The 22,291-nt window shown below is 44.7% G+C and carries 17 protein-coding genes and 2 pseudogenes; 9 read left to right on the top strand and 10 right to left on the bottom strand.

Annotation, left to right across the window (positions count from 1 at the left end):
• Positions 1-28: 28 nt before the first annotated feature.
• A protein-coding gene (locus tag NMD08_RS03750; RefSeq protein ID WP_319161863.1) for an IS1-like element IS1A family transposase occupies positions 29-726 on the top strand; the annotation gives its coding sequence in 2 pieces (ribosomal slippage) (positions 29-278 and positions 278-726; 699 coding nt in all).
• A 16-nt stretch (positions 727-742) separates the two neighbouring features.
• Positions 743-931 (top strand): annotated as a pseudogene (locus NMD08_RS03745) (IS630 family transposase); the annotation flags it as partial.
• A 350-nt stretch (positions 932-1,281) separates the two neighbouring features.
• On the opposite strand, the gene NMD08_RS03740 reads toward NMD08_RS03745, so the two are convergent.
• From NMD08_RS03740 to NMD08_RS03725, 4 genes are all read right to left on the bottom strand, one after another.
• Positions 1,282-1,902 carry an inovirus Gp2 family protein gene (locus tag NMD08_RS03740; RefSeq protein WP_025798974.1) on the bottom strand — a complete coding sequence of 207 codons (621 nt, stop codon included), beginning with the start codon at positions 1,900-1,902 and terminating at the stop codon, positions 1,282-1,284.
• A 151-nt stretch (positions 1,903-2,053) separates the two neighbouring features.
• Entirely contained in the window at positions 2,054-3,499 is a 1,446-nt protein-coding gene (locus NMD08_RS03735; protein WP_370619519.1) for a YfjI family protein, read from the bottom strand.
• Between the two features lie 124 nt (positions 3,500-3,623).
• Positions 3,624-3,860 (bottom strand): AlpA family transcriptional regulator, encoded by a 237-nt coding sequence (locus NMD08_RS03730; protein WP_106105423.1) that lies wholly within the window; start codon positions 3,858-3,860, stop codon positions 3,624-3,626.
• A 106-nt stretch (positions 3,861-3,966) separates the two neighbouring features.
• Entirely contained in the window at positions 3,967-4,911 is a 945-nt protein-coding gene (locus NMD08_RS03725; RefSeq protein ID WP_370619560.1) for a hypothetical protein, read from the bottom strand.
• Positions 4,912-5,226: 315 nt separating this feature from the next.
• On the opposite strand from NMD08_RS03725, the pseudogene NMD08_RS03720 reads away from it, so the two are divergent.
• Positions 5,227-5,411, top strand: a pseudogene (locus NMD08_RS03720) (hypothetical protein).
• Here NMD08_RS03720 and NMD08_RS03715 read toward each other — a convergent pair.
• Both NMD08_RS03715 and NMD08_RS03710 read right to left on the bottom strand, forming a co-directional pair.
• A complete protein-coding gene (locus tag NMD08_RS03715; protein WP_181544015.1) occupies positions 5,408-6,022 on the bottom strand; it encodes a Fic family protein in 615 nt (204 codons plus the stop codon). The pseudogene NMD08_RS03720 and the gene NMD08_RS03715 sit on opposite strands and share 4 nt — an antisense overlap.
• Before the next feature lie 4 nt (positions 6,023-6,026).
• Positions 6,027-7,343, bottom strand: a complete 1,317-nt coding sequence (locus NMD08_RS03710; protein WP_106105420.1) for a site-specific integrase — start codon at positions 7,341-7,343, stop codon at positions 6,027-6,029.
• A 1,156-nt stretch (positions 7,344-8,499) separates the two neighbouring features.
• Between NMD08_RS03710 and NMD08_RS03705 the strand changes: the two genes are divergently transcribed.
• From NMD08_RS03705 to NMD08_RS03685, 5 genes are all read left to right on the top strand, one after another.
• Positions 8,500-9,153, top strand: a complete 654-nt coding sequence (locus NMD08_RS03705; RefSeq protein WP_370619540.1) for a hypothetical protein — start codon at positions 8,500-8,502, stop codon at positions 9,151-9,153.
• Between the two features lie 240 nt (positions 9,154-9,393).
• The gene (locus tag NMD08_RS03700) at positions 9,394-9,573 is read left to right on the top strand and encodes a PapB/FocB family fimbrial expression transcriptional regulator (protein ID WP_370619558.1); all 180 of its coding nucleotides are present in this window, start codon (positions 9,394-9,396) and stop codon (positions 9,571-9,573) included.
• A 643-nt stretch (positions 9,574-10,216) separates the two neighbouring features.
• On the top strand, positions 10,217-10,807 hold the full coding sequence (locus tag NMD08_RS03695; RefSeq protein WP_370619556.1) for a hypothetical protein: 591 nt from the start codon (positions 10,217-10,219) through the stop codon (positions 10,805-10,807).
• Between the two features lie 419 nt (positions 10,808-11,226).
• Entirely contained in the window at positions 11,227-11,670 is a 444-nt protein-coding gene (locus NMD08_RS03690) for a hypothetical protein (protein ID WP_370619554.1), read from the top strand.
• Between the two features lie 33 nt (positions 11,671-11,703).
• Complete coding sequence (locus NMD08_RS03685; protein ID WP_370619552.1) at positions 11,704-12,396, top strand: CZB domain-containing protein; 693 nt, start codon at positions 11,704-11,706, stop codon at positions 12,394-12,396.
• 434 nt (positions 12,397-12,830) lie between these two features.
• Here the strand turns inward: NMD08_RS03685 and NMD08_RS03680 are convergent, their stop codons facing one another.
• Positions 12,831-13,112 (bottom strand): PapB/FocB family fimbrial expression transcriptional regulator, encoded by a 282-nt coding sequence (locus NMD08_RS03680; protein WP_370619550.1) that lies wholly within the window; start codon positions 13,110-13,112, stop codon positions 12,831-12,833.
• Positions 13,113-13,124: 12 nt separating this feature from the next.
• A complete protein-coding gene (locus NMD08_RS03675) occupies positions 13,125-13,976 on the bottom strand; it encodes a helix-turn-helix domain-containing protein (RefSeq protein ID WP_370619548.1) in 852 nt (283 codons plus the stop codon).
• Between the two features lie 573 nt (positions 13,977-14,549).
• Between NMD08_RS03675 and NMD08_RS03670 the strand changes: the two genes are divergently transcribed.
• On the top strand, positions 14,550-15,560 hold the full coding sequence (locus NMD08_RS03670) for a hypothetical protein (protein ID WP_370619546.1): 1,011 nt from the start codon (positions 14,550-14,552) through the stop codon (positions 15,558-15,560).
• Positions 15,561-16,224: 664 nt separating this feature from the next.
• Here the strand turns inward: NMD08_RS03670 and NMD08_RS03665 are convergent.
• Positions 16,225-17,010: a thioredoxin domain-containing protein gene (locus tag NMD08_RS03665; RefSeq protein ID WP_370619544.1), complete on the bottom strand. Its 786-nt coding sequence runs from the start codon at positions 17,008-17,010 to the stop codon at positions 16,225-16,227.
• A gap of 736 nt (positions 17,011-17,746) precedes the next feature.
• Positions 17,747-22,102 carry an inverse autotransporter beta domain-containing protein gene (locus tag NMD08_RS03660; protein WP_370619542.1) on the bottom strand — a complete coding sequence of 1,452 codons (4,356 nt, stop codon included), beginning with the start codon at positions 22,100-22,102 and terminating at the stop codon, positions 17,747-17,749.
• Positions 22,103-22,291 lie beyond the last annotated feature (189 nt).

Genomic DNA, 22,291 nt, shown 5'->3' with positions numbered 1-22,291 from the left:
TGTATGATGGTGTTTTTGAGGTGCTCCAGTGGCTTCTGTTTCTATCAGCTGTCACTCCTGTTCAGCTACTGACGGGGTGGTGCGTAACGGCAAAAGCACTGCCGGACATCAGCGCTATCTCTGCTCTCACTGCCGTAAAACATGGCAACTGCAGTTCACTTACACCGCTTCTCAACCCGGTACGCACCAGAAAATCATTGATATGGCCATGAATGGCGTTGGATGCCGGGCAACCGCCCGCATTATGGGCGTTGGCCTCAACACGATTTTACGTCACTTAAAAAACTCAGGCCGCAGTCGGTAACCTCGCGCATACAGCCGGGCAGTGACGTCATCGTCTGCGCGGAAATGGACGAACAGTGGGGATACGTCGGGGCTAAATCGCGCCAGCGCTGGCTGTTTTACGCGTATGACAGGCTCCGGAAGACGGTTGTTGCGCACGTATTCGGTGAACGCACTATGGCGACGCTGGGGCGTCTTATGAGCCTGCTGTCACCCTTTGACGTGGTGATATGGATGACGGATGGCTGGCCGCTGTATGAATCCCGCCTGAAGGGAAAGCTGCACGTAATCAGCAAGCGATATACGCAGCGAATTGAGCGGCATAACCTGAATCTGAGGCAGCACCTGGCACGGCTGGGACGGAAGTCGCTGTCGTTCTCAAAATCGGTGGAGCTGCATGACAAAGTCATCGGGCATTATCTGAACATAAAACACTATCAATAAGTTGGAGTCATTACCCAGGGTAATTTACCAGCCGGTTTACTCGCCGTGGGTGAATCATGTGGAACGGCTATGGCAGGCACTTCATGACACGATAACCCGTAATCATCAGTGCCGCTCAATGTGGCAGTTACTGAAAAAGGTCCGCCATTTTATGGAAACCGCCAGCCCATTCCCCGGAGGAAAACATGGTCAGGCAAAAGTGTAGCGGTATTAGGCGCAGCTATTTAGTTATGCGAGTAATGTTCAACAATCCTACCGTGAGCAACTGCAGACACTAGGGCTATTGGAACAAGGGAAAGGTAACTATTTCCTACCTGTCACGATTAAACCTAATTTACTCACTGAGTGCTGGAAAGAGCATGGTGAGTTTCCAGTGGAACATGAAGTATTTTTTCCATTGCAAACAGCTCTTGACAAGCTACTACAATCTACAAAAATTTTGGATGCTATATTTTTGTCCGAAGCGCAGATTGCAGTAAGTGAATAAGTTAAATAATTAACGTTATCTGGTTTGATTTGGCCTTTCTCGCATAAGAAAGGCCATTGCAGTAAAAATTATCCCCGACTACACCCGAAACTTCTATCTCCCTCACCAAATACCTTCGTATCAAGCTTGGTCAAGTAATCCAGTCGTTCAAGCAACTCATTGTATATGATGTCAAAATCAGGATCGTTTACGTTGAGCACATACCTGCAATTGTCCGGAAAATGTACAATTTCACGACAATCTTCAAGTTCCAAGCCGAGAGCGCTATACCACGCCCTGACTATCAGATTGCTAAGTGTACCACTATGTTTGAGATGCCCCAGATGGTAGTAAGCATCTTTGTTAAAGAACAAGCAAATGTGGAAATGGCATTTGCCATTCTTTGAGTATTCTCTTGCCCAGACATTACGTACAACGTTCTTATTGACTCTGATCCCAGCAAACTTTCTGCGATGTTCATGTGCTTCCAAAATCGCTTTCATCGAATCCAGAAATCGTGATATTGCACCGGGTTCAAGGTTAGGAAAACAGCATACCGTATCACCATTATCTAAAATAGGTGGGTAATGAAGATCCGCTCTTAATGCCATAGTACGTGGAAACTGATTGATAGCATTACTGACTGTCAGAGCAATTTTATCTCTGTAAGCGAGAATATGATCGCCATGAGTACCTTGGTAAAGTTTCATCATACATCTCTGATTTTAATATCCCTGCTATTCACAGGGATATGTTGTGAGTGATTTATCAAATAAATATATATTACCTTTCCAACATTTAAATTTAGGCAAAAGCTATCACCTGCCTGCGGTGGCAGTTCCAAAATAACTCTGCAATTAGTTAGAACAAGCAAGTATATCGATGGTATTTTTTTACTTCATTAAACCCCCAGGTATCCATCGCCTGTATAAAGATAGTTTTTCCTTTTTTAGCAGCCTTTATCTTCCCTTGAGAATAAAGAGTGCTTAATAATTCATTTACTTTACCGCGGTCCCTGAACCGGTTAGGCCCATATTGCAGTATGGTATTCTTCCTCATATATGGTAAAAGATTTTGATTGCAATATTCTTTTATCCACCAATAAAGCTCATCTGCATCTGTATTGACCATATCTAGCTCCTGTTGTTTGGAAAATAATTTTATATACTCATCTACGTACCATGCACTTATTTCTATAGCAGCTTCAACAGCGGTAAGTGATACATCCCCTTCATCACCATTAAAATAGTGTAATAATGCAGCAATCCTTGCCATATTTTCAGCGATTTTAGATGCATAATCTTTAAAGTCTGAAAGAAACCCGAGTAACCGCATTTCTGTTTCAACTTGATTATAAAATGCAATCCATCTCTGTCTTGCTTCTGGCGAGAAATGAAGGCAAATACGTTCATCTTTGTTTTCGATACTCTCATTGACGATCTCCATTAATCGCTCATGGAACACAGGCAAATGTTCACTTGAGACAACAGGATTAGTTATTTGTCTATATCCTTGTGTTGAAAAGGGACGACAAATAAGTGTACGAGCAAAAAATCCTATCCCTTTTGCTATATCCCCTTTTCTTTCAATATATCTATTGATAACTACAGACTGAACCTGTAGGGATAATGTCAATCTGGCATTTTTTATTAACCTCTCAGGTGCGTTTTTCCTTTCGACTGAATAGGTTGCGCCATCCCACATTTTGTTTACAAACGGCAATTCATTTAATGCATAACCATTAAATATGGTCCCAGCCTCATCTGATAAAATGCCAACTGATCGCCAGTCACCACAGAGATACTCTTTTATCGCCGCTGGTGTGGTATCATTAAACGTCAACTTATATCTGACAGGCTCTACAGGATAACTATCTTGCAGCATACTCAGACTTTCACGTGTTATGGTTGGATCTTTGCCACCACGGATCTCTGACTTCAGTTTTGACATCAAAGCTTTCTCTTCCGCCTTGAAAATCTTTACGTTATACCGCCACTTAATTATTTCTTGTTTATATAGGTCAAATAGCCGTTCCTCTAGTTGGTAAATGGGCTTCATTAACAACTTACTTACCGTGCTCTTCCGTTCCCCAGATTCCGCGATTGTCACAATAAACAGCGATGTAGGGCTACGCAGATTATTCAATCTACAAACATCAATTCTGTTCTGACAAGCAAGAGATATAACGCCAAGCATCTCTGCTGCAACCATGGGAAGCGGTGCATGAGTATGTTGTACTATCTCATAAATTGCATTTCCCACCCTCGCGGGGAACACATGTATGGGGAACTCTTGATCTCCCGACATAAATCCTCATCATCATTTAATGTAAAAAGTACCTCCGGTTGAGTTGCTATTCCGCTATTAATAGTGGAAATAGCAAGATGCATTCCCAACCATTAGATGAAAAATACTAAAAAAACCATGGTTCTTAGCGTTCATTAATCCAGTAGAGTAGATCGCTAAGCAACCACCCGCACGACTTAGCTCCAAGTGATTTGCGTTGAGGAAACCTCCCAGCCTTTTCGAGCTTCCAGGCTGTCGAGCGAGAAATCGAAGTGATATACTGTCGCTCTTTTTCACGCACCAGACGGTCACCTTTCTCACCGTAGACATGCAGAATTTGCAGTCGTTGTTCAGGGGTTGGAATGATAGATTTTGTATTCATATTGCCTCCTTTGTTTTGGTGGAAGCAGTTTGTACGATTCAGATAAAAATATAAAGAAGATAGGTGCTCACTTCATTATCACGCAATGAACACCTTATTGAGCACCTTATTGAGCAGAAAGTAACTTGATATCTTTTAGATAGTGTTTTAATTGTGACCCAGTAATTTCCCCAGGGAAATTTAATTTTTCAACTTCATCTAACAATGAGCTGACTAGCAATTCCAGAATCACATCAGGATTTTCATCCCAACAGTGCTCCTTAGCAACCAGATATATAACTTCGTCTTTTTCAGAAGACCACCGTCCATTTTTCATTTTAACAGATAAAGTACCATCATCATTTGTAAACTCATTAAACCATCGAGAGATGCTTGAGCGGCTTATTTTTTTAATTTCTTTGCAATGTTTTTCCCTGTAAAAATTCAATATATCCGCTGCGGTTAAAAACAAAAGCTTGTCATTATTTGATTTACAATATTTATTAATTAGAAGAATGACAATAACATTTTGAATGTAACTTCTCTCCATTGCAACAAACTCATTGCTTTGAGGTGCAGTTAATTTAAGAAGTTTTTTATAGCTGGCGCTATCAATCTGCAAGTCAGAGTGAGAAATTAAATCATCCTTATTAAAAATTAGATGATCATTGTCATCACGTCCATACACTATAACCTCACTAGGAATACTCCCCCAAACATCATTCGCATTCCTAAGGTTATAATTATCTCTTACCAAGTGGGTCATTTTGGTAGGTTTGATTTTCCAAAAGCCGCAGGCATACCCATCATAGGCATATTTAAAAAATGAACTACCGCTAAAAACTGGATACTCATTTATTTCAGACTGGTCACAAGGTATAAATGTTCTTACTGTAAACTGAGAGCTGCTCTCATGTTGATAAAAGTCCCCTCCAGCTCTGATATCAAATGTATCATAACGATGTTCTTTTTTATTCGCATAACGAATTATTCGGCAGTATTCTGAACGAAGATTAACATAAAGACTTATTTTATCATCCAGCCATATAGATATAATATCTTCCAGGCTCACATTAAATTTTTCGAGAACTCGCCAGCACGACAAAAAATATCAGGGATATCGAATTGTTCAGATATATTAAACAGATCAGAAGCATCAAAAAAATCAGAGTTACTTGTCATTTATCGCCACCAATGAATTGACCCTATCAATTACAACGGATTGTATCAAGGTAACGCAATGAGTTTAAAAGCTATTTAATGACAAGTCAGTTTTTTCATCATCTCAAATCGAGTTATGTACAGCGCTACTCTGTGAACGATGCAGGCATTTACCGTGCTATCTCACTTGATACCAGCCTTGCGGGCAGTCCCTATCCACACTAGAATCAGAGCAACAAAACGAGGCTTTCACCATGACAAAAAAACAGCATATAGTCAGATCACCAAGACTCAAATCTACCGCGCCGTTGCCAGCTCAACCGCGATCGAAACGGGTGCTTCTGTGCAAAAAATTGAGCAGCAACTCAAAAAAACCAGGCACAGGCGAAAGCCGTTGGCCTCGCCCGTTAATCTGGCAAGATGTCGCTCACAAGTTGCTTCATAGGGCTGTAGTTCCCTGATACACCTGCCTGTATTGCCTTGAAGTAAAACGCCTTGTGCTCATCCCACAGGCTGTAATCCAGTAAGCCCTTCCCCGCCATAACCGACAGTGCATCGCAAAGTAGCCGCGACAGACGCCCGTTACCTTCTCTGAATGGGTGGATCAAAATAAACTCCACGTGGCATTCAGCCAGATAACTAACCAGCTCCGGGCGAGCTAGGGATTTCAGTTCACCAGACCGAGAAAGAAATTGCTTCTCGAAACCATCAAGAAGAAGCGGAATCCTGTCGGCAGCAGCAAACTGGAAACCGTCCTTAGTTAAATTGGCATTACGCAATCTCCCCGCCCAGTCGTACACGTTCCCCAGCCATTGACGATGCCAGCCACTGATATGGTCAAAAGCCAGCGCCGTTGGCGGCTGACCTTCGATAAATAGCAGTTCATAAAGCATCAGCAACAGGCCAGATTCCAGAGCCTCCATTTCCTCTTCATCAGTGATCCCTAACTTATTAGCCAGCACCAGGTCTCCAGAGCCCGGCTGATACCGCTCTTCTGCTGAATTAAGCTCATATTTTGCCAAGCTCTTACCTCCGTCCAAACAAGTTCACAACGTTGTTTTCCTGCTGTCGCTGATAGTTGTTGACCCTATCTTCCCAAATCTCAAGCGCCCTGCGCTTTTCAGGCAAGTAATCATAACGGTCATAGTGTTTCGAGCTGACGTCATTCAGAGCGTGATTCTGGATACGATCGCGGATCTCTTTGCTGATCCCCGCCTCCCCCATCAGCGTTTTACAAGTGCGGCGTAAATCTCGTGCTGTAAAAACTTTAAACTCGGGATTAAAGGCCCGAAAATACATAATGGAACGCGCCAGACTATCGGTACGCACCGGTCGTTCGCCGTTGGTCGAGAGCGGGAAGATATAGGGGCTGTTACTTTCCTTAGTCAGTTCTTTCACTGAGGCTAATTCACTTAATGCCGATTCAGTCAGCGGGATCAGGTGCTCCCGTTTGTTTTTCGATACATCGGCAATTACCAGGAGCGTCTTTTGCTGCCAGTCAATCGCGCTCCACTGGCTGGCAATCATTTCAAACGGACGCTGCCCGCCAGCATAAACACAGAAGCGGATTAGGTGCTGCATCAGTGGCCCAACGTTAGTTGCCTGAGCGAACTGCTCCATGACAAAACGTAGCTCTTCCAGCGTTAACCATGTATCACCCACTTTTTCCGCCGAAGACTGTTTCGGTATGGCCGATACCGGATTTACTTCAAGACCGAACGTAATACCCACACTGGTATTCATCGGATCGTTATCGGCTTTTAAGCCGTAGTTAAATGCTGCCATCAGATACGAGCGAATCCGGTTAGCATGCACCACCGCATCACGCTGGATAATGCCTGAGAGGATGGTTTTGATCTGCAGAGGTGTTACATCTTTCGCTTTGGTTTCTCGAGGGATAACCGTGTAGCACTCTTTTTCAAGACGCTTCAGGACATCAGCCCAGGTCCGCTTATTGTCGAGCTTCATCTTGTTAACGTAGCCATGCACCAGCTCATCAAACGATCCTTGAGAGCGATGGATCTGCATAAGGTGCTCTTCGGCCAGGCGTTGTTGCTCAAGCTCTTGTTGGGGCTCTTTTCCTTCAACAAGCCAGGCTCCATACTTTTTCGCCAACTCATTGGCCGTCACCAGCTTCATCTCAGGCCAGATGCCCAACTGGATGAACTTCTCTTTCTTCCCTTTCTCAACGTAATAACGGAAATAAAAAACTTTGCTGCCTGAAGGCTGAACCTTAACGCCAAGCCTGCCGGTGCCACGTTGAGCACTGTTGCTCCACACGTAGTACGACGTACTTTTTGTCTTCAATCCACGTATAGCAGTCTCGGTAAGATTAGCGGCCATGAGGTTACCTTTCTGAGGATAAGCGTTACCTGACCCAATGCCCATTTTGGGTCAGGTAATGGGTCAGGTAAGGATAGTACAATGGGGAAATGAGAGAACCAATCAGAAACAAAAATAACTTCATAACTGATTGATTATAGATAATTAAAAATACAAATAGAGACAATGACGAACAATTAAAAACATACCAATTTTATGACTCATAATCGCTTGGTCGCTGGTTCAAGTCCAGCAGGGGCCACCAAATATCAAGGACTTGCGAGGAATCGCAAGTCCTTTTTGCTTTTTCTGGGGATATGCCGGGGATATTCCAGAAAGATAGGCATAGTGTTTCACAGTGAACAAAGCACCATGTTAATCAAACCGTTTTAAGTGCCCTTATGTGACAATGAAGAGACTTTCCGCATAACATAAGTGGTGAAAAAATTGAAAAACGTGAACAATGCTTTGATGAGGCCGTCAACTTTTCTGTCAACACAACCTGGGCATATTAGAGCAGATTGAAAACCAATCTGCATCCCATGCTGAAGCGCTGGGCTATCAGAAGCTGAGTTTATCAAGGAGGAAATAAACAAAGCTTTTAGTCACTTTATTAACAGTCCAGGCGAAAACCCCACTGCAAAATGAGATTCAGGCATCATCGCCGGTCACCAGCAGAGCTTCAGCAATGTCACTATAACTTATCTGCACCCGATGATTTTATGATGCTGTTTCTGTCTTTTTTCCTGGACATCGTCTGAATTTTTAACCATCTCTGAACGTAAACAGTAATAGCTTTCCTCATCGGGGATAAATATTTTTTATCATTGCGCCCTCTTTATCGATTTTTTATCTGTTGTTTATGCGATATCCAGCCCCTATATAAGTGGATGTTATCAAATGAAATTGAGATTAAATCACAATTTCTTTTTAAGTCACTCCGCATAACTAACCTTATGCCTGCATGGCATATTGTGTTTTAATCACAAATTAATCCACTTCGTTTGTTATTTCTTGTGAAATTACGTTGTATATCTAATCTGTTTTTCATCGATGAAAAAAACATATCCTTTCGAACGACATAGTTAATTTTACTGCAAATTCTGATAAAACTAAGATTATCTCCATACCCACAGGGTGTGGTTTGTGCAGAGAATTATTTTCAGGGATAAATACCATGGCTGGTAAAATCGTGTCGTCAGTACTTGTTTATTCTCCTTCCTGGCCTGTGTCTCAGGCATTATATAGTTTTTGTCAGCATGAAGACGATAACAAAAATACTGCTGCAAATGCAGATGTTAATGTGGTTATTCATGCGGAGGACATACTGCATAAAATAAATGAGATGAAACCGGATGTTCTGGTTCTGGATATCTCATTACGGGTGAATTGCGGTCTGATGAGTACTCTGCGGCAAAATTATCCGTCGCTTCCTGTCGTGATTGTACAGCGCCGTTTTCTGTTCTCAGACCGCGTGGCGGCAGAGTATTTTGGCCACATCTGGCTGAAGGAATATGATGCGCTGCTGGCGGGGTACCCGGCAGTGCTGCTACAGGAGCATTTGTCTCACCCGGGTCTTGCAGGGACGGAGTGTGGCGGAAACAGTGGCTACCTTCAGTTTGTCCGGCGTGAGCAGGATTCAGACGATGTACAGCGGGAGATGGTTTTCCGGTTGCGTCTGCGATTATTTGACCTGCTGAAATCCCCCGGTTATGTGAAGTGGTCATTAACTGGCTGGGCACCGAGGCTTCCCCTGCTGAAGTGGGGGCATCGCTCTCCCGCAGCGCAAAACTGGTTTATCACTACCGCAGAGAGGCCATGCGGGCGCTGAAGATTAGTCGTTATGCCCGGGATTTTATCCCTTCGATAACCGTGAAGATAAAACAGGAAGAGAGGCGCTGGTGATGACGGTTTATTTCAGACCTTACAGTGACAGGACGTCATCAGGGGCGATCCCCGGTCAACTGACTCCGGGAAGGGTGGACCCGGTGTACTTCAGATTGCTGATGAGCATAACGTCCCAGCGCAGTGTGCCCCTGGTTCAGGCGCTGGAGGGGTGCTGGTCAGGGGAATGTCCCGCAAGGAAGTCTGCGCGCAGTACGGCGTTAATGCCGGAAATCTGTCCGTCAAACTTTCCCGTCTGCAGGTGATAAGCCAGACGATAGCCCGGATGTATCCGTGCCAGTATGACCGCATGGACTGTCCGGTAAGCAAGCATTCTCTGGCCAGTGATTTGGACAGGTTACCGTGATGGCACGCCTGGTCAGGAGTATTTCTGTTTAAAGAGTTTTTTAGGGCCGTCGGGAGCGGGACATTATTAAAATGAATCCCCATGACATTCATATTCTGAATGGGGTGGTAAGTATTGTTTAAATAACAGTTCAGATTTTGCAGGATGCAAAATTTGTGCGGTAACTATGGCCTGTTAATAAACAGAAAAACCAGTTCTAAATTTATTCAGTAGCATTTAACTGCGTAAATTTACTATACAAGTGTACTTTACTGAGATCTGGTATTGCAGATCGTCCATGTTTTTTAAATGTTTGCTTTGGCTTGTTGAGTAAAGCAGAAGGTTTTAATTTTTGGTGAGAAATTATCTGCGGGATTGATTAAGTTCTGGAACTGACCCGGCAGATGGTTTTTTGCATCCAAAGGGAACTGAATGGATGAGATGTATTCAGGGAGCGTAAAGGAATACAGAAAGATGTAAAAGCCATCACAAATAAATAATGCTGTTACAGCGATCTCAACCCTGCCCGGTATCAAATATGCTGCGGGGACAATTAAGGATTATAATACCTCCCCCCACAACGAACATTGCTTCTTATTTTAATTTTGCCAGTTGTGGCTTTGGCAATTGCATGACAATAACAACGAAAGGGAATACTGATTACATGCACTACACTCAGTCAAGAAAATTAGTATTCAACTCAGATTACAATTCACCGGAATACTCAAAGAGGCTACACTTTTCGCCCAAAAATGAGTATCAAAAACATATCATAAAATTTCGAGACAATGTTAAGCAAGTTCCAATAATAATGAAACAAAAAGGATTTTCAAATTGGATTTTAGCACCAGAATCGTATCGTCCTCCTGGTGGTCTGAACTCAAATACAATTACATGTGAGAGTGTGCCAACTCCTCTGACGCTGACCTTAGGAGAAAGCCTTATTGATTTTAATACACTGTTACCAGGAGGTCCTTCAGTTATTCGTGCACTGAACTGGAGTGCATCAGGAAGCGGAAAAGCCAGTGTCTGGACAATGACTTTTGACACTACTGCAGATAAAAAAACAGGGGATAATATCCTGTTGGGAACCGCAAAGGTAAAGGTTCTGGATGCTTCCGGTACACAGATCCCTCTCGGGACGCCAGTAAATATCAGCGGGTTGACGGGGGTATACACCTTTGAACTTGATCCCACAGGGGCAACCCTGGGTACTTCCAGTGCTGATGTTAATGTTACTCTGACCGCAAATTGAGAGCTAATAAACAGCCCCTCGTACCTCCAGCTATTTTTATGAGATTCAACAAGGGCAAAACATTAATGATTTTGTGGTTATATATTTCATCACGAAGCCGATGATAAGTATTGCTCTGGTGCTGAGTGGATAATCACTTTCCAGACAGTAGTTTATATGCCAGTGACAACTGAAAGTTTGTTATCACATATAACCAGACAAACCTGCTTTAATCTTCAAACCCGATAAAAATATTAAAGATGACCTCAATTTGAAACTGATATCAAAGAGGAAATACTGATGAAACCGTCAGGCACTATGTTGTTTTATATCGTACTCTGGCTCCTTCTTACTGTGATGACCGGCGGAATTATGCTTATTATGAGTGAGACTGACAACCAATGGAATTAACAGATTCTCTCCCAGAAAAAATAGCGTGCATGCTTCCATCAGGAGTGGAGGATCTGAGCGGTTATCCTCTTCATCTGATAGTGGCAGCCTGGGGACTGCGTCATGGTTATGTGCTGACCACGGTTATAGTGAGCAGAGCCTTTTTAATCAGTCAGGCTCAGGCCCGGGTTGTACTGCGTTATATTCGGCATGAGGAACAGAAACACATCAGCAGTGAACAGGTTCCCCTGAAGAGTGGCGGACATGCCTGCAGTAAGGGGCTACGTGTGCTATCGGTCAACCTTGCAGATATTACTCTGCAAAAAAGGGAGGAGGGTTTGCAAAAAGTGACGGTCAGAAAGCCTCCTCAGACCCGACTATCCCCAGGTGGGGATGGTCGGGAATCAGAGCGTCAGTTGCGTCAATGGATGGTCTCCCGTCGGCCTGGAGAGGTTGTACCTGATGCGTTATTCAGCACTGATGCCCCATACTGATAGATCGTTGGTTTTATATCCTGAGGAGCTATTATGATACCGCCTGAACTTCATAAGGTTTTTCTGACGCATCTTCGTTCCAGTACCGTGAATAAAGCATCGCATGTTCAGTATACAGCGCAGAAATGTTTTCGTTTGCGTGAGCGGATGTTGGTGTCATCCTTCGAATGCCGGGAGGAGGCACAGTCACTATCCCTGGTTCTTAACCGCCAGTATCGTCTGGTGAAAAAACTGTCCAAAAGTAACGGGGAAACGGATAGTAGTACGGAACATCAACAACTACTGAAACTTACCCGGGAGCAGTATGAACGGACCGGGTATATACAGACGCAATTGTCTGATATCGCCTCCGGACTGGCACTGTCCGCCGACAATCTTCTTTTTACTCTTCTCAAGGCCCAACACTATCAATGGCGTGACCGTTTATATATTGCCATTCTGACAGAGAAGATAGATTCCCTACTGGAGAATGAGAGGGAATGTCTGCTGGGCAGGTGGATACATGGGGAAGGAATGAGACGCTTTCGGGCATTTCCTGGATTCCAGGAACTGGATTTCGCGCATCACCGAATGCATGTTGTGAGTCAAGTATTATTCGAAAGAGACCTGAGCCACTTCAAACCGGAAGACCTAAGAAAAGCGTTGCAGACTATAGAAGATGCAAGCCAGCACCTGCTCTCTTCGTTAGATGCTTTGGATGAGCGCGTGGGGTTGTTATATCCATGAGGAGATAAGACTTAACCTTTTGTCGGGACAGCCCGTCAGCTTATGGATGAAAAAATACAAAGTGCTGCCGACAATTGTCTTAGCGTGGTTTTTTATCTGGCAATTAAATATTCTTAGGGAAATGGAGTATGCTGGTCTGGCACTAATTACCGACAATGCGTTCTTCTTATTATCTAATTCAGTGGCCGTCAGAGCGGCCACATTTCGCAGGTATATTATCACATAGAATTACTTACAATTTTATTTCATGTTTAATAAAACCTTTTCAGTTATCAAAGTTGAATTTTTGCAAAAGTAACTTTTAAACAATGCAAGTAAAATTTAATTCAATAATTTTTCATAAGGCATATTATTGAGCTTTCGCTGGTTGTATTTTTGAATATGAGTAATGATTTGTTATTCATAAGGTGACATCACAACCAGATTCTCATTTATTATTCTGATACATCAGACAGCTTAATATAAATATCATATAAATCATTTACTTTTTCATGTAACGACTTTATTTCTCTTATCTTTATTGAGAGATAACCCGGGCAAACGGAGTGCTCATTGCTGACATGAGTTCTTGATAGCCCCTCAACAAAATGTTCGTACAGCGCTTTAATAACTTTTTGACTTCTTATTGAGGAGATGTCTGCCAACCCTCTGAAATATTGTTCCGGCACTCTTCCAGGGTATAACTTAATTAGCGGGGTTGCGGGTATTTTGTCCACGTATATAATCCTTTATCTTTCCTGCTCTGATAATGTGCTAACCGGGATGTATAAACTGCAATGCAAATGATTATCGAATGAGTATATCTCCATAAAATTAAAGCCCCCAATACAAAGAAAATATTTTTCTGCCAAAGACTTCAGATAAACAGTTCGTGAAAATATAGAGAATTCATCCCAGGCACCATTGAACTCGTACTGAATATATCTGCCAGAAGGAATAATGCCGTCTGCTTTTTCATCTGGCAGAGATAGTCTACCGACGATAGTCTCGACCATAACAACACCTTTCCTGTGGGCATATGTATTTCCAATGTCTGTACTTCGACAAAGCACCAGCAGTTGCTGTGAACCATTCGTTGTCTGACTTCTCATCTGATTACGTAACATGGTGAGATAGTTGTTATCGTTCATCGAATCATAGCGAGACTCCATACATTTTCGGCTGCCCCAAATTCCCAGTGGAAATTCGAGATTAACTATTTTTGAGTGAGAAATTATTTCTTCACAGAGTAATGGATGCTGTAATATCCGTGTATCCCACACTTCTTTCTTCCTATAGGTTGTTGGTGTACTACCGGAAAAGCGTCGGAATGCACGAGAAAAATTCTGCCCACTGTGATAATGAAAAAAGGATGCAATATCACTAATTTGTAGAGATGTCACTCTTAGCATCACAGCGGCTCTGGTCATTCTGCGTCGAAACAGGTACTCCCCAGGAGAAATACCATAATTTGCCTGAAATTCCTGTTCAATAGTCCGGCGACTATACCCTATAGAACGTACAAGTGAATTAACGGTTTCTCCAGTGCACAGATTTTCTTCGACCCATTTCAAAACACAGTTAAATTCATCTTTATTCATAATCACTGTTTCACGGCAATGTAATTATTTTATTGCTTCAATATGGTTCATTTTACGCAAGTTTGTAAGTATTTTTAATGTATCCCCACAACGCATTTGGGCATTCCTGTCATTGGGCGCCCACAGATGCCTTCTGCTGGCTTCAGCAGCGTGCTGCTGTTAGATGCCTGTGAGGGGTTCAACGAATGGTATCGAGAAGGCCATATCAAATAAGTGGTCTGTTGGGCTCATGTATGTCACACGCCATCAGACATCCGATACCATAATGAATCTGAAGTGGTAACCGTTGATAATAGCGGCGCCAGTCACATTCAATGCCGGTAAACCCAGTGGGGAAGCCGCAGAATCAACACCTGAACAATCGGAGTTAGCAGGATCACTAGAATATCAAACACTGAATAAATCTGTTGATGGGATTCAAATCGTGCCACCGGCGCATCGCTCTCCTGTAGCGCAAAACTGGTTTATCACTACCGCAGAGAGGCCATACGGCGCTGAACATTAACCGGTATGTCCTGGATTTTATCCCTTCGATAACCGTGAAGATAAAGCAGGAATTAAGGAACATAAATTATGGCGACTGATATCAAAAAGTATTTGAAGGATTTACCTTCTGAATTTCAACAGAGAAGTAATGAACTGTTACCGCGGGTTTTTAGCGTTGTTTCAGCATGGCGAAGCAGGATGGAGGGCCAAACGGACGAGGAACTGGCAGGTATTGATGAACTGGTTTTTACGTCATCAGGACAACATCCCGAATACTGCGATATGGATGCAATTTTCTCAATTGCATTTGATCAGTTAGTGCTCCACCAACGCCCCCAAACATGCGAGATTCCGCTTATTTTCATTGGCTACCACTCAATGAATCGTTTTACCGGAAAACGTCAGAGTTTAGGGTTTCTGCTCACTAACCAGATGCTTTATATACAGGATCAGAGCAGCATGTTTTTTGAATACCCCCAACCCCGTATTGAGATATTACCTTTAGACAAGCTCGTAGCACGACATGTATTGGCAAGACATTTCTCTTATTTTGAATGGGAGGAGAGCATGATCAGACCAAAACAACGCGAGGAACTCTTGCAACTGCTCACTGAAGTCTTTAATTCACTTATTGACTATAATTGCTTACATGGCATTCAGATAGAGGCCGTAAAGGAAAAACCATCGATTGATCACTTAGTGCAATCTCTGGCACTGCAGGATCAGATAAAGAACAGGCATCAGCTTGAAAAAACAAAGCTTCTGGCCAGGGTTTCGAACAACTTCCAGATCCCAGCCGAAGAAAATATTCTCTTCGCGGTGATCGACAAGCCATTATTTGGTGGGCCATATGGTTTCACCATCACTTGTAATAATCTTTATTCTCGAGACTTTCTGGAAGCGCCTCAGGCGATCCCATTTTCCGAAATATGTGCTGATGGCGGGCTACGACTGACAGATGACAAGAAGAATCTTATTACATCTGAAAAACAGGTTATTTTTCTTCCTTCACATCTGAAGACTTCCGATGTGAGGCAAGTCAGATCACTGATCTATGGAGCAATCGAATTGATTCAGGCCGGAACAATAACTGATTAGCGGTTCGCAAAAAGTGCCGCTACTGTATCCCGTTTAACCATCAGCAGGAATTTGCAGTAAAATTAGCTATACCGTTAGAAAAGATATAATTTTTCCATCGGTAATAAACAGATTAGATATACAACGTAATTTCAGAAGAGATAACAAACGGAGTGGATTAATTTGTGATTAAAGCACAATATATCATGCGGGCATAGAGTCAGTTATGCGGAGTAACTTAAATGGAATTGTGATTTAACCTCAATTCCATTTGATAACATCCACTTATATCATGGCTGGATATCGTATAAAAATCGATAAGGATAGCGAAATGATAAAAATATTTACCCTCGATGAGAAAATCTATTACACTTTACATTCAGATACGTTTAAAAATTCAGACGATATCCAGGTAAAAAGACAGAAACAGCATCATAAAATTATCAAGTGCAGATAAATTATAGGGACTTATCGCATTACAATGAAAACCATCCGCACAGTACGCTGGTATTTAACCTTTCAGGAGAATACTGGCGACAGGGCATCGTTAAATTATAGTATGGCTCAATGAGATGGCAGTAATAAAGTCCGGCATTGACATTTAATCGACAAATTCCTGACGAACCCTGTTTCGTGCGGCATCGTCGATTGAATTCAGTAGTAGCTCATAGCAGATTCAATAGTTTCATTGTTTTACTTCCACCTGGGGTGCGGAAGACCCACTATTTTTCGTTGTGGAGGCTTTATCAATTGCTTTCTGCAAGTCTGTCGCCTGTGTGAATCCCAGAATGACCGAGATATTTTCAGCACTGGCATCAATTGACGGGAATACCACCAGAACAGGCGGGCCACTGAATCCCAATTGCTGGCTCAGTTCATGAATATTGTCCAGTGTACGTTGTACATCAGTAGCTGTCTTTGTATTGAATTTCACTGCTTTCGCTGCCGTAATGACATCTTCCTTAGTCAGTTTGTCCCCGGTGTGTCCGGTGGCATAAATCGCGTTGTGATATTCCAGATACGCATCAGCCCCTTTCTGCTGCCAGATCTGAAGTCCGGTTTTCGCCGCCAGTTTGCTATCATCCCAGTGCCGACCATCTTCCCAGTATCGGCCAAAGGTGGGCCACTCCTTGAATACAAACCGTACCTGCGGATTGGCCGTCATAACATTTTTTATTTCAGGAGCCAAAAGCGCGCAGTCAATGCATCTGTAATCAAAAAACTCTACCACAATAACTTTCGCGTCGTCCGGTCCGTACGACGGCGTCCCCTCTCCGTACATTAACTCTGCCAGATTTTGTAGTACAACCCCACTCAGGCCCTGCCATTGCTGTTCCTGCTGCTGATTCAGCAGTTTCTGACTGACCTCTGCCAGAACTTCCGGATGTGCCAAAAGATATTCCTTCACCACCTCACCAATCCGGGTTTCCTGTTCCGGTGTGAACGCCGTAGTTGCTTTGTTTGTAGCCATCGTCACGCCAGACACCAACAAGCCTGTCATCATCAGAACGTTCAGAAGGGGGAACAAGTTCATAGTGTTGTGAATCTCCGCTTAATCTAATTTCATTCCATTCTCAGAACTGATATCAGCTACACTTTTTTCTGGTTCAGTCGGCAGGTTCCGGTCAGCCAGGCCAGGATATCATCCTTATTTTGGGGCGCAGTTTTCTTCTTTCACCAGTCCGGACTCTGAAATTTGACACTGATATGTTATCAAAGATACGTATTCCGCTCTGATCGAGCATATTTTTGCGTGGAACACTTATTTAACTAATACCAACTGTCTGGAGTTTCAGAGACCATCCTACAACCTCTATTTGAGATAGTCTGATTTAGCTCTGATATACAATTTAACAGTAACACCGTATATTAATTATTTTTAGGGACGCCTAAGCAAGAGAAGCTAAAGATGAAGAGGTAACTAAAATGATAGTTCATGAAAAAGATTAACCATTTGTCTTCGGTGGAAGTCATGGTTCACTCTTTGAATTATTTTCATATCAAAATATTTTTTCATACATTCAATACTTAGCTTATCGAAAACGGAAACGATCTATATTTCTGAATATGATGATTAGAATTTAACAGCTCGTTAATTCGCATACCTGTGAGCAACCAGACATCTATGGCCCCTCATACTCTGCAAGATTCTACGGAGTGTGAGGGGATAATTTTAGTTTACCTTAGAGAATTAATCGAATGCAGCTTTACTTGTAATGTACCACTGACATCCGCCAGCCATTCAGATTTAATACTCCTTCAATGTATGTAAATCCAAGTGTCGGTCGGATATATACTTCATAGGATATCTCACCATTGTTAGATGAATATACGTTAACACTCTCCACCTGTCCGTTGGTAACCGATAATGAATTTGTTAACCACGAATAATCATCATATTTGAATACTGGAAACCCTTGCGCATTTTTTAATTTAATGGCGACTCTTATCCGATCGTCAGGGTATACAACATCAACTACCATCGATGATTTTTCTTTTACTGCGCTGTCTGGAGAGGCAGCCATGCTATAGAAGAAACCTCTTGCCTGAGGCCACCCATCCAGTTGCACTTTACCTGCCAGTAATTTTGCAGGCGTTGTTGATACTTGATACCTGGCCGAATAAGTCCCGTCGCTTCCTTCTGTCCAGTCAGACTCTCGTGTGGCATTCTGCACATTCACCGAATTACCCTGCAACAGAGCAGTCGCTCCCGTTACGCTCTGACCTGAATCGTCAATTAATTTCACTGTTAATGTCATGATATTCCGCTCTGGCGTGAAAATAGTTGCCCATCCCGACCACGTATTTAAAGCCCCATCCGGATTAGATAGGTGTATTTGCGATTTCATATAACTTGGTACTCGCAGAGTGATGTCATAGTTCACAGAAACCCCGGAATCCCAGTTCGCCATCTTCAGAACCGCCTGTAATCCGGTACCAGCAGCCCCGGCCACATAGGTCCGGGTGTAGACGCCGGTATTGCCGGTTTCGGTCCAGACACTGCCAGTTTTTGCCGTGGCATTCGGCACCGTCACCACGTCATCCGTCAGTTGGCCTGCCTCACCCGTCAGCGGATTATTGCTTGCGTCCCGGAGAGTGACGCTCACCGTCATATCACTGCCGGACGCATAGGTGGTGGCATCCATGCCTATCGCAGAGGTGGCCGGTGCCACCGTACCTGCGGTGATGGCATAAGCCAATGAAGAGACCGTGCCGCCGTTCAGGGTCAGGGTTGACATCAGACCTGCGCCCGTGGTCCCGGCCACATAGGTCCGGGTGTAGACGCCGGGATTGCCGGTTTCGGTCCAGACACTGCCGGTTTTTGCCGTGGCGTTCGGCACCGTCACCACGTCATCCGTCAGCTGGCCTGCCTCACCCGTCAGCGGATTATTGCTTGCGTCCCGGAGAGTGACGCTCACCGTCATATCACTGCCGGACGCATAGGTGGTGGCATCCATGCCTATCGCAGAGGTGGCCGGTGCCACCGTACCTGCGGTGATGGCATAAGCCAATGAAGAGACCGTGCCGCCGTTCAGGGTCAGGGTTGACATCAGACCTGCGCCCGTGGTCCCGGCCACATAGGTCCGGGTGTAGACGCCGGGATTGCCGGTTTCGGTCCAGACACTGCCGGTTTTTGCCGTGGCGTTCGGCACCGTCACCACGTCATCCGTCAGCTGGCCTGCCTCACCCGTCAGCGGATTATTGCTTGCGTCCCGGAGAGTGACGCTCACCGTCATATCACTGCCGGACGCATAGGTGGTGGCATCCATGCCTATCGCGGAGGTGGCCGGTGACACCGTGCCTGCGGTGATGGCATAAGCCGATGAAGAGACCGTGCCGCCGTTCAGGGTCAGGGTTGACATCAGACCTGCGCCCGTGGTCCCGGCCACATAGGTCCGGGTGTAGACGCCGGGATTGCCGGTTTCGGTCCAGACACTGCCGGTTTTTGCCGTGGCATTCGGCACCGTCACCACGTCATCCGTCAGCTGGCCTGCCTCACCCGTCAGCGGATTATTGCTTGCGTCCCGGAGAGTGACGCTCACCGTCATATCACTGCCGGACGCATAGGTGGTGGCATCCATGCCTATCGCAGAGGTGGCCGGTGCCACCGTACCTGCGGTGATGGCATAAGCCAATGAAGAGACCGTGCCGCCGTTCAGGGTCAGGGTTGACATCAGACCTGCGCCCGTGGTCCCGGCCACATAGGTCCGGGTGTAGACGCCGGGATTGCCGGTTTCGGTCCAGACACTGCCGGTTTTTGCCGTGGCGTTCGGCACCGTCACCACGTCATCCGTCAGCTGGCCTGCCTCACCCGTCAGCGGATTATTGCTTGCGTCCCGGAGAGTGACGCTCACCGTCATATCACTGCCGGACGCATAGGTGGTGGCATCCATGCCTATCGCGGAGGTGGCCGGTGCCACCGTACCTGCGGTGATATCATAGGTTACAGAAACCCCGGAATTCCAGTTCGCCATCTTCAGAACCGCCTGTAATCCGGTACCAGCAGCCCCGGCCACATAGGTCCGGGTGTAGACGCCGGTATTGCCGGTTTCGGTCCAGACACTGCCAGTTTTTGCCGTGGCATTCGGCACCGTCACCACGTCATCCGTCAGTTGACTCGCGGCATTCCTCACTGGGTTATTATTCGCATCTTTTAAACCAACAGTGATATTTATGTCTGCGCCAGACCTGTAAATACGCTGATCGGCTTCCACAACAGATCCACTCTGCACCGGAACATTTGCACCAATAGCAACGCTGGCCTCCGAAAATTTCAGGCCATTGACTTCTGGGGTGACCGTCACTGTCTCAACGTCTGTCCCCGCTTTCACCGTAATTTCATATACCCCAGTGTCCCTTTTCACCACAGGCGAAACCGTGGCACTCCTCAGCGTCCCTGTGGCATATCTGATATCTGATACCATCACATCCTGTGGAACACCCTTATTGTTTTTAAGACTCAGTGTGAGCACCTGTTCGCTCACTCCGTCTGCCGGTAAAATACTCTCTGTCGGCGTGAATGCGCTCTGCTGTATACTCAACTCTGGCGTACTGACTGTTACCAGCGTTTCACTTTGCAGTGAACGGTTTCCCTTAATATCAACCGCCACACCGTGAACGCTGTACGTGTTAACGCCATTTTCTCCTGATTGCCATGTGGGCAGGACAACGCTATATCCACCATGGGGTTCCTGAACTAATCTGCCTCCCCCCGAAATCAGCGCCGGTGCGGACCATTCAATGTGAGATAAGCCGTGTTTACTATTGACAGTAACCCCTAACGATTTTGTTTCTCCAGGGTTGCCTGTTACCCGCTTTGTTGCAAACAGCTGGATTACGTCTTTTTTACGGTATTCCAGTACGATGTTATTATTACGTTCCACCAGATCATAGCGGCTACCAGCGAGACTACGCATCACGGCGACAGAGCCCGGATCAATCTGATGCTGCCAGGGAACACCCAACTGATAATTTAATTCAATCCCAAATCGGGTATCATTTTCACCGGATTTCCCCTGACGCTGCTCGGCACTAAATGTCAGCAACGGAACAGGCGTGTAATTCAAACCTGCAGATATTGCATGTGGGTTACGCTGGCGGTTATCCCTCCCAAATAGGGCTACCTCGTCACCATAATACTGCTCATATGTCAGATTACCGCCGATTTGTGGAAACGAGGGCAACCAGGCCTGGGCGCGAATATCCCAGCCATTAGCCGGACGTTCTTCATAATCGGCCAAATCCTGCGCTCCCTTCCAGTTTGTCAGGCGCAGATAACTGTTAGCACTAAACTTCATATAATCTCGCCAGTACTCAACACCAGTACCGGCTCGCGCATGATCTCTCGACAGATCATAATCAAGAAATGTATTCGCCCCCAGCATGTAATCATCACCGAAGTATCGATACCCTATACCCAGATTAGTCTGATTCCTGTTATCAGTGCGGTGTAATCCCCCCTGAGTAAAGAAAAGACTGTTTTGGCTGTCGAACAGAGGAAGCAGAAGCTCGAATTGTGAGTTTTTTAGTGAAAAATTTTCATCAGTATCCAGTTTTACTCGTGCAGTACCAAACTGATTAAGCCACTGCTGAATTTCCCTGCTTGCCTCGCCGGTGGCGATTCCACGCGCCAAAGAAGTGACATCATTGCTGTCCGGATTATTAGCCAGAATACGACCAGATTGTGAGGTAAATTCAGCTACCTGACGCGTTCGAACTTCGCTATCGGCGTTGTTACCTGCTATTTCCGGCGATTTATCATCGTGCCACTTAAGTGTTGCCAGAGGTGCCAGTGGGACATCCAGCTCATCTCCGGGTCCAATATTTTCAAATCCCCGGGAAAACGTTCGTAACTGATTTAACTTTTGTAATGAATCTGGCGTCATGTTGAATTTACTGGCAACAGAATGCATCGTTTCACCCGAAGAGAGTGTGTAAACCTGTATACCATGTACAGAGGGATCTCTGCTCTGCTGTGTAAGATGGTCATTGCTACGCGTTCCGGCAATAGCTGGCGTAAAGGTTACCGCCACTGGAAATATTAACTGAACACTAATATTCATCCAAATAAAAGCTTTCTTTTTTAACGAAATTATTCGTATGTCTTTTTTACTCACAGATAAACTCCTAATTAAGATATTCACATACATGTGATAAGAAAAAAACGAAGATAACGTTACAGGTTTTCTTCGCGTGAGGTTACCGCCATTTAACCGGACAGTGAAACGAGTAAAATAACCAATAAGATGAAA

Origin of the sequence: Citrobacter meridianamericanus, assembly GCF_041320245.1 — a bacterium.
GTDB lineage: Bacteria > Pseudomonadota > Gammaproteobacteria > Enterobacterales > Enterobacteriaceae > Citrobacter > Citrobacter meridianamericanus.
Note: the sequence above shows the minus strand (reverse complement) of the source record. Positions and strands in the feature narration are given on the sequence as shown.

Bases quoted from the DNA above. Each gene is read 5' to 3' on its own strand.
- NMD08_RS03740 (WP_025798974.1), bottom strand. From the start codon at position 1,902: ATGAAACTTTACCAAGGTACTCATGGCGATCATATTCTCGCTTACAGA.
- NMD08_RS03735 (WP_370619519.1), bottom strand. From the start codon at position 3,499: ATGTCGGGAGATCAAGAGTTCCCCATACATGTGTTCCCCGCGAGGGTG.
- NMD08_RS03730 (WP_106105423.1), bottom strand. From the start codon at position 3,860: ATGAATACAAAATCTATCATTCCAACCCCTGAACAACGACTGCAAATT.
- NMD08_RS03710 (WP_106105420.1), bottom strand. From the start codon at position 7,343: ATGGCCGCTAATCTTACCGAGACTGCTATACGTGGATTGAAGACAAAA.
- NMD08_RS03705 (WP_370619540.1), top strand. From the start codon at position 8,500: ATGGCTGGTAAAATCGTGTCGTCAGTACTTGTTTATTCTCCTTCCTGG.
- NMD08_RS03700 (WP_370619558.1), top strand. From the start codon at position 9,394: ATGTCCCGCAAGGAAGTCTGCGCGCAGTACGGCGTTAATGCCGGAAAT.
- NMD08_RS03695 (WP_370619556.1), top strand. From the start codon at position 10,217: ATGCACTACACTCAGTCAAGAAAATTAGTATTCAACTCAGATTACAAT.
- NMD08_RS03690 (WP_370619554.1), top strand. From the start codon at position 11,227: ATGCTTCCATCAGGAGTGGAGGATCTGAGCGGTTATCCTCTTCATCTG.
- NMD08_RS03685 (WP_370619552.1), top strand. From the start codon at position 11,704: ATGATACCGCCTGAACTTCATAAGGTTTTTCTGACGCATCTTCGTTCC.
- NMD08_RS03675 (WP_370619548.1), bottom strand. From the start codon at position 13,976: ATGAATAAAGATGAATTTAACTGTGTTTTGAAATGGGTCGAAGAAAAT.
- NMD08_RS03670 (WP_370619546.1), top strand. From the start codon at position 14,550: ATGGCGACTGATATCAAAAAGTATTTGAAGGATTTACCTTCTGAATTT.
- NMD08_RS03665 (WP_370619544.1), bottom strand. From the start codon at position 17,010: ATGGCTACAAACAAAGCAACTACGGCGTTCACACCGGAACAGGAAACC.
- NMD08_RS03660 (WP_370619542.1), bottom strand. From the start codon at position 22,102: ATGAATATTAGTGTTCAGTTAATATTTCCAGTGGCGGTAACCTTTACG.